This is a genomic window from Streptomyces sp. NPDC028314 (assembly GCF_055565795.1).
Genome location: NZ_JBVHTP010000003.1, coordinates 227,144 through 240,686 on the forward strand (window position 1 = coordinate 227,144; position 13,543 = coordinate 240,686).

Below are 13,543 nucleotides of genomic sequence, written 5' to 3' on the forward strand. Positions count from 1 at the left end.
CCGACAGGCGCGGCCGACGGGCGGCTGTCAGGCGAAGTTCGCCGTGATCCGCTGGAGCGGCACGAACTTGAAATTCTGGTTGCCGCTGGTGCCGGGGGCGCCGTTCGAGCCGTCCTGGCAGATGAAGACCCCCTGGGGGAATGCGGGCCCGAGGTTGGCCGTCGTGGCGTCGATGCCGTCGGTGTCCTCGCAATCGTCGGCCGCCGTCCCGTTCGAGACGGAGAAGCGGCCGAGGTAGGCGCGGGTGGTGCGGTCGTAGACGGTGAAGTCGTTGCTGCCCTGGGAGGAGACGTAGATGTGGTTGCCTGCAGCGGTGATGCCCTCGGTGTCGGCGGTGATGTGGCCGCCGGAGCCGGTGGAGTCGAGCTTGGTACGGCTGGTGCCGGAGGTGGGCTCGGCGCCGTACACCCACACGCCGACGTCCTCCTCGCCGAGGTAGAGCTTGCCGGTGGTCTCGTCGGCGTAGCAGCCTTCCACCGCGGAGCCCGCGTCCCACAGGCGGACGGAGGTCGCGGTCACCGAATCGCCGCTGACGGCGAGTTCCCACTGCTCCACGCGGCCTGAGGTGGAATTGGGGAAGGCGTACAGCTTGCCGGTGGCCGGGGAGGTGTAGAGGCAGATGCCGTGCGCGGTGACCTCGGTGGGTACGTCCTTCAGCCGCTTCAGCTGCCGGGTCGCGGGATCGATGCGGTAGATGTGCATGGCACCGTTGCCGCCGGCCGCCTCGTCGTCGGCCGAGACCACGATGTTGCCGCGCAGGTCGACGTTGTTGCCGTAGTCGCCGCTGATCCGCTGGATCCGGGCGCCGGTCATGTCGTAGACCACCAGCGCGCCCTTCTTGTCCGTGGCCACGACCACCGACCTGGCGGGGTCGGTCGGGTGGACCCAGATCGCGGGGTCGTCGGCGGCGTCACCGCTGTGCGCGACCGGAACGGTCTCGACGGCAGCGGTGACGGATACGGCCGCCGCCTGCGCCGGAGCGGCCGGCAGGGCCAGGGCGACCAGGGCGGCGGCAGGCAGTACGGCCGCGCGGACAGAGAAGGCGAATGACACCGGGTTCCCCTCGGTCGGGTGAAGGACAGGAGGAGGCTAGAGAGCCCCGGCGAGCGTGGCGTGAACGGCAGTTGAACCGGTCGCGGGGGCGTCGTGGCAGGGTGAGGCGGGCGGCGCGGACTCAGGCCCTGCCACGGACCAGTCGCAGGATCTCTCCCTTCTCCAGGGCCACGTACAGCGCACCGTCCGGGCCGAAGGACAGGCCGTGGGGTTCGCTACCGGGGTCGGGGAGGGCATGCTCCGTCAGCCGGCCTGCGGGCGTGAGGGAGCCGATGTGACCGGATGCCCACTCGGTGAACCACACGGAGCCGTCGGGCGCGGCGGTGATCGCGTGGGGACGGCAGGCGGGGTCGGGGAGCGGGAAATCGGTGAACTCCCCCGCGGTGGTGATCCGTCCGATCCTGCCGGCTCCGATCTCGGTGAACCACAGGGATCCGTCGGCGCCGGCCGCGATCCCCACGGGGGCGGCCTGCGGAGTGGGCAGGTGATGGAGGGTCACTTCACCGGCCGGCGTGATGCGTCCGATGGCGTGGGCCTGGTTGAGGGTGAACCACAGCGCGCCGTCACCGCCTGCCGTGATCATGGAGGGGAAGGCTCCCGCGAGACCGGGCAGCGGGTACTCCGCCACGGCTCCCCCGGTCTCGATGCGGCCGATCCGGTCGGTGTGCAGCTGGGTGAACCAGAGCGCGCCGTCCGGGCCTGCGGCGATCCCGTACGGGCCGGAGCCCTTGGTGGGCAACGGGTACGAACGGGCCCGCCCGTCCACGTCGATCCGGCCGATCCGGTCGTCCCGCATCCGGGTGAACCAGAGCGCGCCGTCGGGGCCCGCGGTGATGAGCGAGGGCCCGCAGGAGTCCGAGTCCAGCGGGAACTCGTCGAGCCGGCCCTCGGGCGTGAGGCGGGCGATCCGGCCCGCGTGCACGAGGGTGCACCACATCGAGCCGTCGGCGCCGGCGGTGAGGGCGTACGGGCCTGCGGCCGGGTCGGCCACGGGGAAGGAGCGGTCTGCGGTGAGGGCGTGGGGCATGCGGGATCCTCTCGTCACGGGGGGTACGGCTGGGATGAGGGTCTGGCAGGGGCGGCGCGTGCCCGGTCAGGCGACGCGGTCGGCGGCTGCCGACCGTACGGAGCGCCCGGCTGCGGTGGGCGTGGCGGTCACGAGGTCGAGTCGCTCGCCCTGCCAGCGGGAGCGAAGCATCCGGTCGTGGCTGACGACGACCACGGCGCCGGGGAAATCCGCGAGGGCCGCTTCCAGCTCCTCCACCAGGGCGAGGGAGAGGTGGTTCGTCGGCTCGTCGAGGAGCAGTACGTCGTACGGCTGCGTCACCAGGCGCGCCAGGGCGAGCCGCTGGCGCTGCCCGGCCGACAGGCTCCCGACGGGGACGCCCAGCCGGTCCCGGTGGAACAGCCCGAGTGCCAGCAGCTGTTCGGCGTGTTCCTCGGGGTGTCCGGGACGCCCCTGTCCGAAGGCGGCGAGTACGGTCCGCCCGTCCGGGACCGGGTCCGGCAGCTGCTTCAGCAGGCCGATCCGACCACGGCGCAGCAGGCGTCCCCGGGGAGGTGCGGCCGTTCCGGCCAGGAGGTCGAGCAGGGTGGTCTTCCCGGCGCCGTTGGCTCCGCCGATCAGAAGGCGGTCGCCCGGCCCGAGGGTCAGGCTCGTGGGGGCCAGGCGCCCTGGAACCGCTACGTCTTGCGCCGCCAGGAGCCTTCCCGCGCGTACGCCGCCGCTGGCCGGGACGGCGCTGAAGCGCAGGGGTTCCGGTGGCTGCGGCTGCGGATGCGCCAGCAGTCGGCCCAGCCGCTCCTCGGCCTGGCGCACCCGGCTCGCCAGGGACTGCTGCACCCGGCCGGCGGCCCGGTCGTAGGCCATCTTGTTGCCGTCCTTGCGGCCCCGTCCGGGTGCGACCCGCCGCGCGCTGCCGGCAGCGGCGTCGCGCAGCCGGGCGACCTCGGCGCTCCAGTCCGCGTGGGCCTGCGCCCTGCGCTCGCGCGTGGCGGCCCGGTCGGCGAGGTAGCCGGCGTAGCCGTTCCCGTAGCGCACGACTGTGTGGGTGTCGGCGTCGACCTCCAGCAGGGAGGTCGCAACGCGGTCGAGGAAGACGCGGTCGTGGGAGACCGCGACCGTGATTCCTCGGCGGGCGCGCAGGTGCTCCTCCAGCCAGGTCAGGGCGTTGTCGTCCAGGTGATTGGTCGGTTCGTCGAGGAGCAGGACTTCGGGTTCGGCGGCCAGCAGCGTCGCGAGGCGCAAGCGGACCTGTCCGCCGCCGGAGAGCGCGCCGACGGGGCTGTCGCGGCGCAGCCGCAGCAGGCCGAGGCCGTGCAGGGCGCGCTCGATGCGCGCGTCGGCTTCGTAGCCGCCGCGGAGTTGGTACCCGGTCAGCAGGTCGGCGTACGCGTCGAACACGGAGGTGTCCCCGTCCGCCATGCGCTGCTCCAGCCGGCGCAGGCCGGCTTCCATGGTGCGCAGTTCGCCGAGAGCCCGGTCGATGACCTGTTGGACGGTCAGGTGCGCGGGCAGCCGTTCCTCCTGGGCGAGGTGGCCGACTCGGCCGCGGGAACGGAGGAAGACCTTTCCCTGGTCGGGGCGTTCGGCGCCGGCGAGGAGGCGGAGGAGCGTGGATTTGCCGGATCCGTTCTCGCCGACGATGCCGAGGCGGTCCCCCGTCGTGGCGGAGCAGCTGACGGCGTCGAGGACGAGTCGGCCGACGTAGGCCTTCGTGACGTCAAGCGCGGTGAGCTGTGCGGAGGTGTAGGTCGCGGTCATGGGTGGACTCCAAGAGGTGGGCGGCAGGGGCGGGTACGGGAGCCGGGCGGCGGCGTGCGGGCCGGATGCGGCAGATGACCATCGGAACTCCTTAAGGCGACGGATGTTGCGTTAAGATGCTGACATGGCATCCCCCGCAGACGCAAGCGATCTTTCCGAACCCGATCCGGAGGCCGGGCCGGAGTCGGCGCCTGAGCCGGAACCGGCGCCCGGTACGGAGACCCCCCGGCGGCGAACCGGCGGCCGCAGCGCCCGGATCCGCTCCCAGGTCCTCGATGCGGTCGGCGAGTTGCTCGTGGAAGCCGGGTACGACGCGCTGACGGTCGACGCCGTCGCGGAACGGTCCGGTGTCCACCGCACCACCGTGTACCGGCGCTGGCGCGACGTCGGCGGGCTGCTGGCCGATGTCCTCGACGCCGCCGCCGACGACAGCTGGCGCCCGGCCGACACCGGCTCCCTGGAGGAGGACCTCACCGCGCTCAACCAGGAGGTCTTCGACGCCCTGCAGCCGCACCCGTCCGGCGCGGGCGCGAGCCTCACCACGGCGCTGATCGCCGCGTCCTTCCGCTCGGCGGAGGCCGCGCGCGCCCTCACCCTCTTCTGGGAGGGCCGCTACGCCCGGTCGGCGCCGGTCGCCGAGCGGGCCGTGGAGCGGGGCGAAATCCCGCCCGGCCTGAACGCCCGCGCGCTGCTCGTCACGGCCACGGCCCCGCTCTACCAGGAACTGCTCCTCCTACGGGGCTCCCCCGACGCGGAACTGCCCCGCCGCGCCGCGCGGGCCGCGTGTGCGGCGGCCCGGACAGGGGTGTTCCACTGACCTGCCCACAGCCGTCGGCGGATCCGCGCGGGTCGAGCCCTCCGCGCCCGGCCGGCCCCGGAACACGGGCAGGGTGCCCGCCGCCTTCTGCCGCGCCCTACGCTGGTGGCAAGAGCATCTGGGAGGCTGCCGTGGCGGGCCACCACCGGTACCACCTCGATCAGGACGGGCACTCCATCACCGTCCTGTACGACGTGCGGCGCGACCACGTCGAACTCCTCGTCGACGGGCGGGTCGTCTCAACGGCCCGGACATCCGGGGCCGCCGCCCTCCTGCGCGGCGAGGTCGCCACCGATCCGCCGCAGCCGTTCCTGATCCATGTCGGCCATCCCTACGATCCCGACGACGTCCCCCTCTGCATGCTGGAATCGGAAGGCACCCGCTACCTCATGCCGACCGCCCCGCTCACCCGGGGGGAGGGGTGGCCCGCCGAGCACACACCGCCGGCCCGCACACCGGGCGAACTCCTCGCACGATGGACCGCCCGCTACCGCGCCCACCGGTCCCACCGGGCCGCCCGGCGCCGAAGGGACCGCTGACCGGAGAAGTGCCTGCGTCTGCCATCCGGCACCGGCGGGGGGGCTCCCCCGCCGGTCGGGGGGGGGGTGGTTCGGGACGGTCGGCGGATACCTGCGGACGATCAATTCTCTGATGCTCATGACAAGCGGGGGCGGCACTCAGGCCCGTACCCCGTGCGACATGAGGGACGCAGTGAAGAAGATCAGAATCGTTTCCGCGATGGTTCTCGCGGCCGTCGCGTTCGGGGCCGCCCCCGCGCACGCCGTCGACCCGCGGCAGGAGTACAACGTCTCCAAGTGTGTCCTGATCAGCCTACTGGGGTGAGCTCGTCGCCACCGCGGTCATCGCAGCGGTCATGACCTACGCGCTCGGCAAGGTAGGCGCCCGCAAGAGCCCGGAGCCGGGACAGAGCTGAGCACACGCCCCGGGCCCGTCCGGTGGCCGCCCACCGACCGAAGAACCCGGGGGCCGCCGGGCGAGCACCACGGGCAGGTGGGGACGGGCTTCCCACCTATCGGGCCACACCAGGCGGTCTCAGTTTTCTCCCCTTGCGCGGGGGGCAGGGGGGTAGAGAGGCCGCCTGGTGGGAGCGCCATGATCGAGGTAGTGGTAGTAGACGACGAACCGCTGATCAGAGCCGGTCTGCGGCAGGTCCTCGATACGGCGGACGACATCAAGACCACCGCCGCCGTGCCCGTGGGCGAGGCCGTGGCCGCCATCGGTGAAACGCAGCCGCAGGTGGTACTGCTGGACTGCTGCACCACCGAAGCGCCCTCGGTCAACGCGGGGCTGGCACGGCTGGCGGTGGCGCCCGCGGTATGCGTCCTGTCGAGGTCGGCGGACCAGGAGTACGTGGCGCTGGCCTTGGCGTCGGGCGCGGCCGGGTACGTCCTGAAGTCCACGGAGCCCGAGCGTCTGGCTCCGCTGGTGCGATTCCTCGCGCAGGGCTGGACCATGCTGTCCTCCGACGTCAGCAGCGGCATCATCGCCGGCTTCCTCGACCACGCCCGGCAGCGGCCCGACACCACGCGCACCTCGCGCCTGACCCGCCGCGAACACGCCGTCCTCGTCCTGCTCGCTGCCGGCCTGTCCAACGCGGACATCGCCCGCCGCCTGCACCTCGGCCACGGCACGGTCAAAGACCACGTCAGCGCCATCCTGACCAAACTCGAAGTCACCGGCCGCGTCCAGGCCGCACTCCAAGCGGAACGCGCCGGACTCCTCCCCCACGGCCTCCCGCTCTGAGGGCCGGCCGCCCCGCGGGGCGCTCGCCCGGCGTGCCGGACCGGCCGGATCCCCTCAGGCTGGATGTATGCCGGACCAGACGGAGATCGTCATTCATCCCGTGTCACCCAAGGGCGGGCGGAAGGTGACCGTGCACGCCCTGGGCGTGGACGCCGACCTCGGCCGCGCCCACTCGCCGTCCGACGTGTCGGAGTTCCTGCGCCGGGCGGGCCTGGAGGACGTGGACCTGTCCGAGGACGGGCCGATCCGCTGGGAAGGCGGCGGCCCCGAGGTGTGGAGGGCCGGCATCTGAGCCGGGAGGGCGACGGCCCTCCCGCGGAGGACCAGGTCAGGGCATCTCGTCGGGGTCGCAGCTGGCCCGGCGCAGCCCGATCGTACGCAGGGCCCGCATCAGGGCTTCGGAATCCGCCTCGCGCACGACGTGGACGGCGCCCTCGACCGCGAGGCCCGACACCGCACGGGGCACGCGGGCGGCCGCCGTCCGCAGCACCACCCCGCTCGGCGGGTCCAAGGCGCGTACGCCGTGGAACACGCGGAGGGCGTCCGGGTCCGCCTCCAGGCTGTCGATCCCGGCAGGCAGCGACAGGACCGTGATGTCGGGGAGCAGGACGCGGGCGTGCGCGAGAGCGACGGCGGGGTCGTGGGCATGCGATACGACCCGGAAGTGGGGGTTGCGCTGGATACCCGAACGCAGCAGCTCCAGCTGCTCGCCGTCGGGCACGCCGACCACCAAAACCGTCATCACCTACCCCATCCTCCGTTCCCGCGCGCCGGGAGGCGACCCGGGAGCCGGAAGCCGGGGCACGCGTGTCACCCGCGTCCCCCGGAGCCGCTCCTACTCCTCGACGTCGACCATGACCCAGTCGCTGATCTCCCGCCATTGGGTGATCGCGTCCTGATGGAAGGGGTGGACGAGATATCGCTCGACCGCTTCCATGTCGTCGAGGAGCCCGTCGACCAGGAAGTCGTACGCGATGGGGCGCGTCGAGATGTTGCGCCCGTAGCGCCACTCCTTGAGGTCGGGGACTTCTTCGCCGACCCTGGCCGCGGTGCGTTCCGCTTCCAGGACGCGCGGATCGCTCCAGTCGAATCCCGGCTTGAGTTTGAAGAGTACGACGTGGCGTATCACAGTGGTTCTCCTGTACGCCTCGCTGTGCGAGGGCTGTTCGTGTCGGATTCGGACCGGGCCGTCACTCGGTCGTTGCCAGCGCCGAATCCGCCGCGGGACTGGCGCCGCGGCAGAGCTTGAGAACGTTCATCGCGATCGGCGTGCCCGTCGCGCCGAGTCCGTTCTGGTACCGGCCGAGGACTTCCGCCTCCCGGGCCAGAACCGTGCGCGGGCCTCCCCCGCTGATGCGGGTCCTCTGTATGCGCGCCGATACGCGGGCTCGCTGCCCGAGCAGCTCGATGATGCGCGCGTCGAGACCGTCGATCTCCCGCCGGTCCCCTTCGATGGCGTCCTTGCCCTCGATGGCGTTGTCCATGGTCCGGATTCCCTTCTGTGTCACTCACGTGTTTCGTTGCCGCGCGCGGACCGGAAGTCGGCGAGGCGGCCGACAGCCTCTCTGAGCCTGTCCTCGGGCGCCAGGAGACTCACCCGTACGTATCCCTCACCGTGTTCTCCGAACCAACGGCCGGGCGCCACGGCGACCTTGGCCTCCTGGAGCAGCTCGTCGGCGAACGCGACGGAACTTCCCGCACCCGGTATCGGCAGCCAGGCGAAGATCGACCGTGGCACGTCGACGTCCCATCCGGCGCCCCTCATCCCGGCGACGAAGCCGTCCCTTCGGCGTCCATAGATGTCCGACAGCTCCTGGACGCAGTCCTGGGGGCCGGTCAGCGCCGTGACGGCCGCCCTCTGGATGAACGGCGGGAGCGAGACGTAGTAGTGCTCCTGGATGAGGTTGATCGCGGCGATGACGTCGCGGTTGCCCACGACGGCACCGATCCGCCACCCCGCCATGTTGAACATCTTGGACAGCGAGATGAACTCGACGCCGACGTCCTTCGCGCCGGCCGCCTGCAAGAAGGAGACCGGTACGTCGCCGCCCAGGGTCAGTGCCCCGTAGGCGAAGTCGGACGCCACGATGACGTCATGCGCCTCGGCGAAGCGGACGGTGCGCTCGTAGAACTCCAGCGGCGCCGTCACCGAGGTCGGATTGTTCGGGTAGTTCAGGAACATCAGCTTGGCCGCGTCGCGGACGGCCGGGTCGAGGGCGTCGTAGTCCGGGAGGAAACCGTTCTCCCGCAGGAGCGGAAGAGGATGCATGCGCGCTCTGGCCAGCACCACGCCCGCCCAGTAGTCCGGAAACGCGGGGTCCGGCATGAGGCAGACGTCACCCGGGTTCAGGAAGCACTGGCTGATCTCCACCAGGCCCGCCTTCGCACCGAACAGGATCGCCACCTCGGTCTCGGGGTCCAGGTGAACCTGGTGGTGCGCCGCGTACCAGTCGGCGATGGCGACCTTGAGTTCGAGCATCCCGGAGAACGCCGGGTACCGGTGCGTGGCGGGGTCGAGAACCTCCTGGCGCAGGGCCTCGACGATGTGCGGCGGTGTGGGGAGGTCAGGGTTTCCCTGGCAGAGATTGACGACGTCCTCTCCTGCTTCGACGAGCTCGGCGATCCTGCCCGTGGTCGTCGCGAACGAACTTCGGGGCAGGTCCAGGAGCCTGCGCGCGAATTCAGTTTTCACTTCCCGCCGCCTTCGTCTCAAGGGTGCGCACCGGGGCGCCGTCGCCGCCCGTGGCCCGCTCGGTGCCCCGCCGGTGGGCCCAACCGCTGAGCACGAAGGCGACGAGGGTGATCCCTGCGCAGACCCAGCCCACGGCGGAGAACCCGTACTCCGTGAACAGGGGACCGAGCAGCGCGGCGCCCAGGGCCACCGCGAGGTTGGTCGCGAGGCTGTAGAAGGCGAGGACGGTCCCGCGGTACTGCTGGGAGGATTCGCTGAGGAGCGTGCTGAGCAGGGTGACGACCAGGCTCTGCATCGCGCCCCAGAGGAACAGGAAGATCACCAGAAGCGGCGTCCAGCGGGCCACGAGCGGGATGGCCACCAGCGCCGGGACGAGGCCGCCCAGCAGCGCGACCAGGACTCGCTCCTTGCCGAATTTGTCGGCCCACCTGCCGGTGACGAAGCTCGTCGCGAACCCGAGACCGTACAGCAGGATCATGATGCCGGTCATGGAGCTTCCGTCGCCGAACCGGTACTGCATGGCGCTGCCGAGGAAGGTGTACATGCCGTAGAAGCCGAGCATGTTCAGGAAGGTCGCCAGCACGTACAGGCCCACCTTCGGCGCCAGGAACGCCCGGGCTGCCGACCGGATCCACTTCTCCGACGAGACCGGGGCGGCGTCCTGCGCCGGCTGGGGGGCCTCGTCACCGGCAGGACCGGTGCTGCTCCTGGTGATCAGCAGTACGAAGGCGACGAAGACGCCCAGGACCGAGAGCAACCCGAAGGTCCACCGCCAGTTCGCCCATTGCCCGATGAAGGACCCCATGGGCACGCCGAGCACGAGGGAGATCGACCAACTGGACACCAGGATGCCCATGGCCCTGGCCCGATGCTCGTAGGCGATGTTGTCGCCGACGAAGGCGTAGGCGGTCGGCACGAAGGCTCCCGTTGCCAGACCGGCCAGTGCCCTTCCCGTGAAGAAGACGCCCGGTCCGGTGGCGAACGCGCACATCAAGGTGCCCAGGACGAATGCGGCCATCCCGATCGTCAGGCTGAGGCGGCGTGAGAAACGGTCGCCGAGCGGGGCGAAGAGCAGGGCGCCCATCGCCGTGCTGATGCCGTAGGTGCTGACCGACAGTGCCATCACTGCCACCGTCGTGTCGAACGACGTGGCCATGTCCACCAGTAGTGGGGACACCACGAGTTCTTCCGAGCCGACCGCGAAGATGCCGGCCATCAGTGCGAGAACCGCCAGCAAGGGGAACCTGGCCGCGCCCTTCTCGACGCTCAATCGGTTCGACACTACAACCAACCTTTCTTGCGGTGTTTCTGAACAGAACGGCTAGATCGCCGTGTATCCGCCGTCTACGGTGAGCGCGGCTCCCGTGATGAACGACGACTTGTCCGAGGCGAGGAAGAGGATCGCGTTCGCCACGTCCTCGGGCGTGCCGAGGCGCCCGATCGGATTCAGCTTCGCCTTCTCCTCCTTGACCGACGCGTCGTGGGCGATGGACGTGTCGGTCATGGGGGTGTCGATGATGCTGGGACAGACGCAGTTCGCCCGGATGTTGTACCGCGCGTAGTCGACGGCGAGCGACTTCGTCAGCATCATCACGCCGCCCTTCGTCGCGTTGTAGGCGGCGATGCCGGGCCATGCGACCAGCCCGCTGACCGAGCAGACGTTCACGATGACGCCCTTCGTCGCCTCGACCATTTCGCGCAGGGCGTGCTTCGAGCACAGGAACATGCTCTTCAGGTTGGTGTCGACGAGCTTGTCCCACTCCTGCTCGGACATCTCGTGCAGGGGCGTCGAGATCTCGATTCCCGCGTTGTTGACCAGGACGTCGAGCCGGCCGAAGGTCTCGACGGCGGCGCCGATGAGGTTCTTGCAGTCCGCCTCGCTGGTGAGGTCGGCCCTGACGAAGATCGCGTCGAGTCCGTCGCTCTTCAGGTCGTCGACGACGGCGGTGCCGAGCCGCTCGTCGATGTCGGCGACGACGACGTGCGCGGCCTGCCGGGCGAATTCGATCGCGGTCTGCTTTCCGATGCCGGAAGCGGCGCCGGTGACCACGACCACACAATCCTTGAACACGAGCTCGTCTTCTCCTATACGCATGTCAGTTGCCCACCGTCGACCGATATCTGCTGTCCGGTGAGATAGGACGCCTCTTCGGACGCCAGGAAAGCGATGAGAGCGGCCACCTCTTCGGCCTTTCCCGGTCTGGCCATGGGGATGGCCTGCTTCAAGCGGTCCTCCGCCTCGGACCGCGGTACGCCTCGGGCCTGGCTCATGTGCTCCACGGCGCGGTCGTAGCGCTGGGTCCGGATCGTTCCGGGGTGCACGCAGTTGACCGTCACGTTGTGCCGGGCGTACTGACCCGCCAGATACTTGCTGGCGTTCGCCACGGCCGCGTTGACCAGGCCCGAAAGAAACATGCCCGGGGCAGGTTCCTTTCCGATGTTGCCGACGATGTTGATGATCCGCCCGAATTCGTTGCGCACCATCACCGGAGCCACGGATTTGATGAGGTCCAGGTACGGGACGAGTTTCCGCTCCATCGCGGAGGTCACATCGGCGGCGGCCACGCTGTCGAAGGATCCCGGTGCCGGGCCGGGCGCATTGTTGACGAGTACGTCGATCCTGCCGAATCGCCGCTCCACGTAATCGACCAGTTCCTCGCGAAACGCCGGCGACGTGACGTCACCCGGTACTACATGGACGTCCTGCCCGCCGGATACCTCTGCGACCTCTTCCAGTGCGCTCTTCGTGCGTGCGGACAGGACGGTCACATGTCCTTTGGCACGCAGACGCAGGGCGGTCGCGCGCCCGATTCCCTGGCTGGCACCCAGGATTACCGCTACGCGCATCAGCTGGTTTCCTGCTCTTCTTCCTGCTTGGGTACCCGGTGGTACCGGGGCGGAATGAAGATGTTGAGGGAGCGCGCCAGGCCGGTGTTGGGGTTCTCCGCGCTGTGTCCCTCCTGCCCGGCGCAGAAGTAGGTGCCGCCGAACTGGAGCTCGTGGCTGGTTTCCTCGACGGTCATTTCGTAGCGGCCTTCGAGGCATATCCCGATCTGCTCGTGGGAGTGCTTGTGGTACGGCATCTGACCGCCGCCGGGAATGTCGGCGATCATCAGCTCGATCCAGTCGGCCAAGAAGAACGTCACGTCCATCTTGACGAACTTCCGGGACTCGAGGGGTTCCAGGAAGTATCCGTTCGGCGCGGGGTACTTCTCGCCCGGTTTGCTGCGCGTGATCTCGAGCAGGACCGTTTCCTCCGCCGTGGAGTTCACGGCGGACAGTCCGACGTGAGGCGGGACGACGTAGACGTCGTGCTCCGTCCGCATCACCTTCGTCACCTCCCCGACCGTCACGGAGAGTTCGCCGCGGACGATCATGCCGACCCGTGCCTTCTCGAGGTCGGGGCTCGTCGCGACGGCGCCGGGCGGAATGAAGGAGAGCCGGACCTCGGTGTCGTCACGTCGATAGGACTCGAATCGGATCCCGCTGTCGTGGCTCACCACGTCCGGAGCCGGGAAGTACAGCCGTTCATGCGTCTGCGTGGTCACTTGTTCACCTTTCGCGAGAAAACGGTCCACGTCATGGGGATGTGCGAGAACCTGTAGACGAACTTCAGGTTGTGCTCTCTCATCGCCTGCTCGTTGGTGATGGCGATGTCGTACCGCCCGTCGGCGACGTCGCGGGCGGCCTGACTCGTCGAATTCGCGGTGGCCAGCTGAACAGGCCGGTCGAAATGGTATTGCAGGAGGGGAACGGGCGCCGGGTGCGATACGACGGTCTCACTGAAGAGCATCTCTTCATGGAATTCGAAGTCGGGTCGCGTTGCCAGCCCATACTCGGGCGTATTGCCGCGAAAAACGATCGCCGGCTCCAGGAGCGGGTTCATGTAGAAGGCGTTGATCTTTGGATAGGCATGGGCCACGAGCGCCAGGTCGACCTGCCCGCCCGCCAGGGAATCCATGCACCGTTCGTACGTGTTCTCAAGGACGATGCGAAAGGAATCCCGGTCGCCGAGACTGCGCACCATCGATTGGGCGATGTACTCGCTGCTCGTCCCTCGTGGACCCAGTGTGCCCAGCTTGACGGATTTCGCCGAGTCGGCAGGTATAAGCGCATCAAATGCCCGCCTCTCGCTATCGGGTATCTGCAGGATTTCCACGCATCACTCTTTTCCGATATCACTGCCAGTCGACTCGATTTCGCCCTGACAGGGACACCTTTGGGACTCCCCACACCTCAAGTGCCGGTCCGAATGTGAGATGAAGATACATGGCTTGATCCACTCCTTCAACACGTTCCTGAGCCTGGCCGAAAACACCGCACCTCAGGTCTGAACCAACCCCTTTCATCGCTTCACCCAGCGAAGTTACGCCCTTGTTTCCGGTCAATGACGTTTCTTTTCCGCCTACTCGTTTGAGGCCTCGGGCCGACAGCCGACACCAGGAGGAAGCGG

17 protein-coding genes are annotated in these 13,543 nt (G+C 69.3%); 5 read left to right on the top strand and 12 right to left on the bottom strand.

Translation table 11 applies throughout. The annotated features are described in order from the left end of the window. Positions 1-27: 27 nt before the first annotated feature. The 3 genes from ACZ4TG_RS08775 to abc-f all read right to left on the bottom strand — a co-directional run bounded on the left by ACZ4TG_RS08775 (position 28) and on the right by abc-f (position 3,817). The gene (locus ACZ4TG_RS08775) at positions 28-1,053 is read right to left on the bottom strand and encodes a phytase (RefSeq protein WP_468160830.1); all 1,026 of its coding nucleotides are present in this window, start codon (positions 1,051-1,053) and stop codon (positions 28-30) included. Between the two features lie 121 nt (positions 1,054-1,174). After that, a complete protein-coding gene (locus tag ACZ4TG_RS08780) occupies positions 1,175-2,080 on the bottom strand; it encodes a Vgb family protein (RefSeq protein ID WP_468160832.1) in 906 nt (301 codons plus the stop codon). A gap of 66 nt (positions 2,081-2,146) precedes the next feature. Next, positions 2,147-3,817, bottom strand: coding sequence for a ribosomal protection-like ABC-F family protein (abc-f, locus tag ACZ4TG_RS08785; RefSeq protein ID WP_468160834.1), 1,671 nt, complete (start codon positions 3,815-3,817; stop codon positions 2,147-2,149). A gap of 124 nt (positions 3,818-3,941) precedes the next feature. Here abc-f and ACZ4TG_RS08790 point away from each other — a divergent pair, with 124 nt between their 5' ends. The 5 genes from ACZ4TG_RS08790 to ACZ4TG_RS08810 all read left to right on the top strand — a co-directional run bounded on the left by ACZ4TG_RS08790 (position 3,942) and on the right by ACZ4TG_RS08810 (position 6,690). Next, positions 3,942-4,634 (top strand): TetR/AcrR family transcriptional regulator, encoded by a 693-nt coding sequence (locus ACZ4TG_RS08790; RefSeq protein ID WP_468160836.1) that lies wholly within the window; start codon positions 3,942-3,944, stop codon positions 4,632-4,634. Between the two features lie 131 nt (positions 4,635-4,765). Next, complete coding sequence (locus tag ACZ4TG_RS08795; RefSeq protein ID WP_468160838.1) at positions 4,766-5,173, top strand: hypothetical protein; 408 nt, start codon at positions 4,766-4,768, stop codon at positions 5,171-5,173. Between the two features lie 160 nt (positions 5,174-5,333). Continuing rightward, positions 5,334-5,477, top strand: coding sequence for a hypothetical protein (locus ACZ4TG_RS08800; protein ID WP_468160840.1), 144 nt, complete (start codon positions 5,334-5,336; stop codon positions 5,475-5,477). Positions 5,478-5,747: 270 nt separating this feature from the next. Beyond that, positions 5,748-6,398 (top strand): response regulator transcription factor, encoded by a 651-nt coding sequence (locus ACZ4TG_RS08805; RefSeq protein ID WP_468160842.1) that lies wholly within the window; start codon positions 5,748-5,750, stop codon positions 6,396-6,398. Positions 6,399-6,465: 67 nt separating this feature from the next. Continuing rightward, positions 6,466-6,690 (top strand): hypothetical protein, encoded by a 225-nt coding sequence (locus ACZ4TG_RS08810; protein ID WP_468160844.1) that lies wholly within the window; start codon positions 6,466-6,468, stop codon positions 6,688-6,690. Positions 6,691-6,726: 36 nt separating this feature from the next. Here ACZ4TG_RS08810 and ACZ4TG_RS08815 read toward each other — a convergent pair whose 3' ends face one another. The 9 genes from ACZ4TG_RS08815 to ACZ4TG_RS08855 all read right to left on the bottom strand — a co-directional run bounded on the left by ACZ4TG_RS08815 (position 6,727) and on the right by ACZ4TG_RS08855 (position 13,249). After that, positions 6,727-7,140 carry a response regulator gene (locus tag ACZ4TG_RS08815; RefSeq protein WP_468160846.1) on the bottom strand — a complete coding sequence of 138 codons (414 nt, stop codon included), beginning with the start codon at positions 7,138-7,140 and terminating at the stop codon, positions 6,727-6,729. Between the two features lie 93 nt (positions 7,141-7,233). Then, the gene (locus ACZ4TG_RS08820) at positions 7,234-7,527 is read right to left on the bottom strand and encodes a Dabb family protein (RefSeq protein ID WP_468160848.1); all 294 of its coding nucleotides are present in this window, start codon (positions 7,525-7,527) and stop codon (positions 7,234-7,236) included. 61 nt (positions 7,528-7,588) lie between these two features. Next, positions 7,589-7,882 carry a chorismate mutase gene (locus ACZ4TG_RS08825; RefSeq protein ID WP_468160850.1) on the bottom strand — a complete coding sequence of 98 codons (294 nt, stop codon included), beginning with the start codon at positions 7,880-7,882 and terminating at the stop codon, positions 7,589-7,591. 20 nt (positions 7,883-7,902) lie between these two features. Beyond that, on the bottom strand, positions 7,903-9,090 hold the full coding sequence (locus ACZ4TG_RS08830; protein WP_468160852.1) for an aminotransferase class I/II-fold pyridoxal phosphate-dependent enzyme: 1,188 nt from the start codon (positions 9,088-9,090) through the stop codon (positions 7,903-7,905). Next, on the bottom strand, positions 9,080-10,372 hold the full coding sequence (locus ACZ4TG_RS08835; RefSeq protein ID WP_468160854.1) for an MFS transporter: 1,293 nt from the start codon (positions 10,370-10,372) through the stop codon (positions 9,080-9,082). The genes ACZ4TG_RS08830 and ACZ4TG_RS08835 overlap by 11 nt, the downstream gene beginning before the upstream one ends. A gap of 39 nt (positions 10,373-10,411) precedes the next feature. After that, a complete protein-coding gene (locus ACZ4TG_RS08840; RefSeq protein ID WP_468160856.1) occupies positions 10,412-11,185 on the bottom strand; it encodes an SDR family NAD(P)-dependent oxidoreductase in 774 nt (257 codons plus the stop codon). Further along, entirely contained in the window at positions 11,176-11,937 is a 762-nt protein-coding gene (locus tag ACZ4TG_RS08845; protein WP_468160858.1) for an SDR family oxidoreductase, read from the bottom strand. The genes ACZ4TG_RS08840 and ACZ4TG_RS08845 overlap by 10 nt, the downstream gene beginning before the upstream one ends. Next, complete coding sequence (locus tag ACZ4TG_RS08850; protein ID WP_468160860.1) at positions 11,937-12,638, bottom strand: cupin domain-containing protein; 702 nt, start codon at positions 12,636-12,638, stop codon at positions 11,937-11,939. Before ACZ4TG_RS08850 ends, ACZ4TG_RS08845 begins: the two co-directional genes overlap by 1 nt. Continuing rightward, a complete protein-coding gene (locus tag ACZ4TG_RS08855; RefSeq protein WP_468160863.1) occupies positions 12,635-13,249 on the bottom strand; it encodes a type 2 periplasmic-binding domain-containing protein in 615 nt (204 codons plus the stop codon). The genes ACZ4TG_RS08850 and ACZ4TG_RS08855 overlap by 4 nt, the downstream gene beginning before the upstream one ends. Positions 13,250-13,543: the final 294 nt, after the last annotated feature.

What these genes read in the sequence shown, in the direction of transcription:
- ACZ4TG_RS08780 (WP_468160832.1), bottom strand. Translation starts at nt 2,080, where the DNA reads ATGCCCCACGCCCTCACCGCAGACCGCTCCTTCCCCGTGGCCGACCCG.
- abc-f (WP_468160834.1), bottom strand. Translation starts at nt 3,817, where the DNA reads ATGACCGCGACCTACACCTCCGCACAGCTCACCGCGCTTGACGTCACG.
- ACZ4TG_RS08790 (WP_468160836.1), top strand. Translation starts at nt 3,942, where the DNA reads ATGGCATCCCCCGCAGACGCAAGCGATCTTTCCGAACCCGATCCGGAG.
- ACZ4TG_RS08800 (WP_468160840.1), top strand. Translation starts at nt 5,334, where the DNA reads ATGAGGGACGCAGTGAAGAAGATCAGAATCGTTTCCGCGATGGTTCTC.
- ACZ4TG_RS08805 (WP_468160842.1), top strand. Translation starts at nt 5,748, where the DNA reads ATGATCGAGGTAGTGGTAGTAGACGACGAACCGCTGATCAGAGCCGGT.
- ACZ4TG_RS08810 (WP_468160844.1), top strand. Translation starts at nt 6,466, where the DNA reads ATGCCGGACCAGACGGAGATCGTCATTCATCCCGTGTCACCCAAGGGC.
- ACZ4TG_RS08815 (WP_468160846.1), bottom strand. Translation starts at nt 7,140, where the DNA reads ATGACGGTTTTGGTGGTCGGCGTGCCCGACGGCGAGCAGCTGGAGCTG.
- ACZ4TG_RS08825 (WP_468160850.1), bottom strand. Translation starts at nt 7,882, where the DNA reads ATGGACAACGCCATCGAGGGCAAGGACGCCATCGAAGGGGACCGGCGG.
- ACZ4TG_RS08840 (WP_468160856.1), bottom strand. Translation starts at nt 11,185, where the DNA reads ATGCGTATAGGAGAAGACGAGCTCGTGTTCAAGGATTGTGTGGTCGTG.
- ACZ4TG_RS08845 (WP_468160858.1), bottom strand. Translation starts at nt 11,937, where the DNA reads ATGCGCGTAGCGGTAATCCTGGGTGCCAGCCAGGGAATCGGGCGCGCG.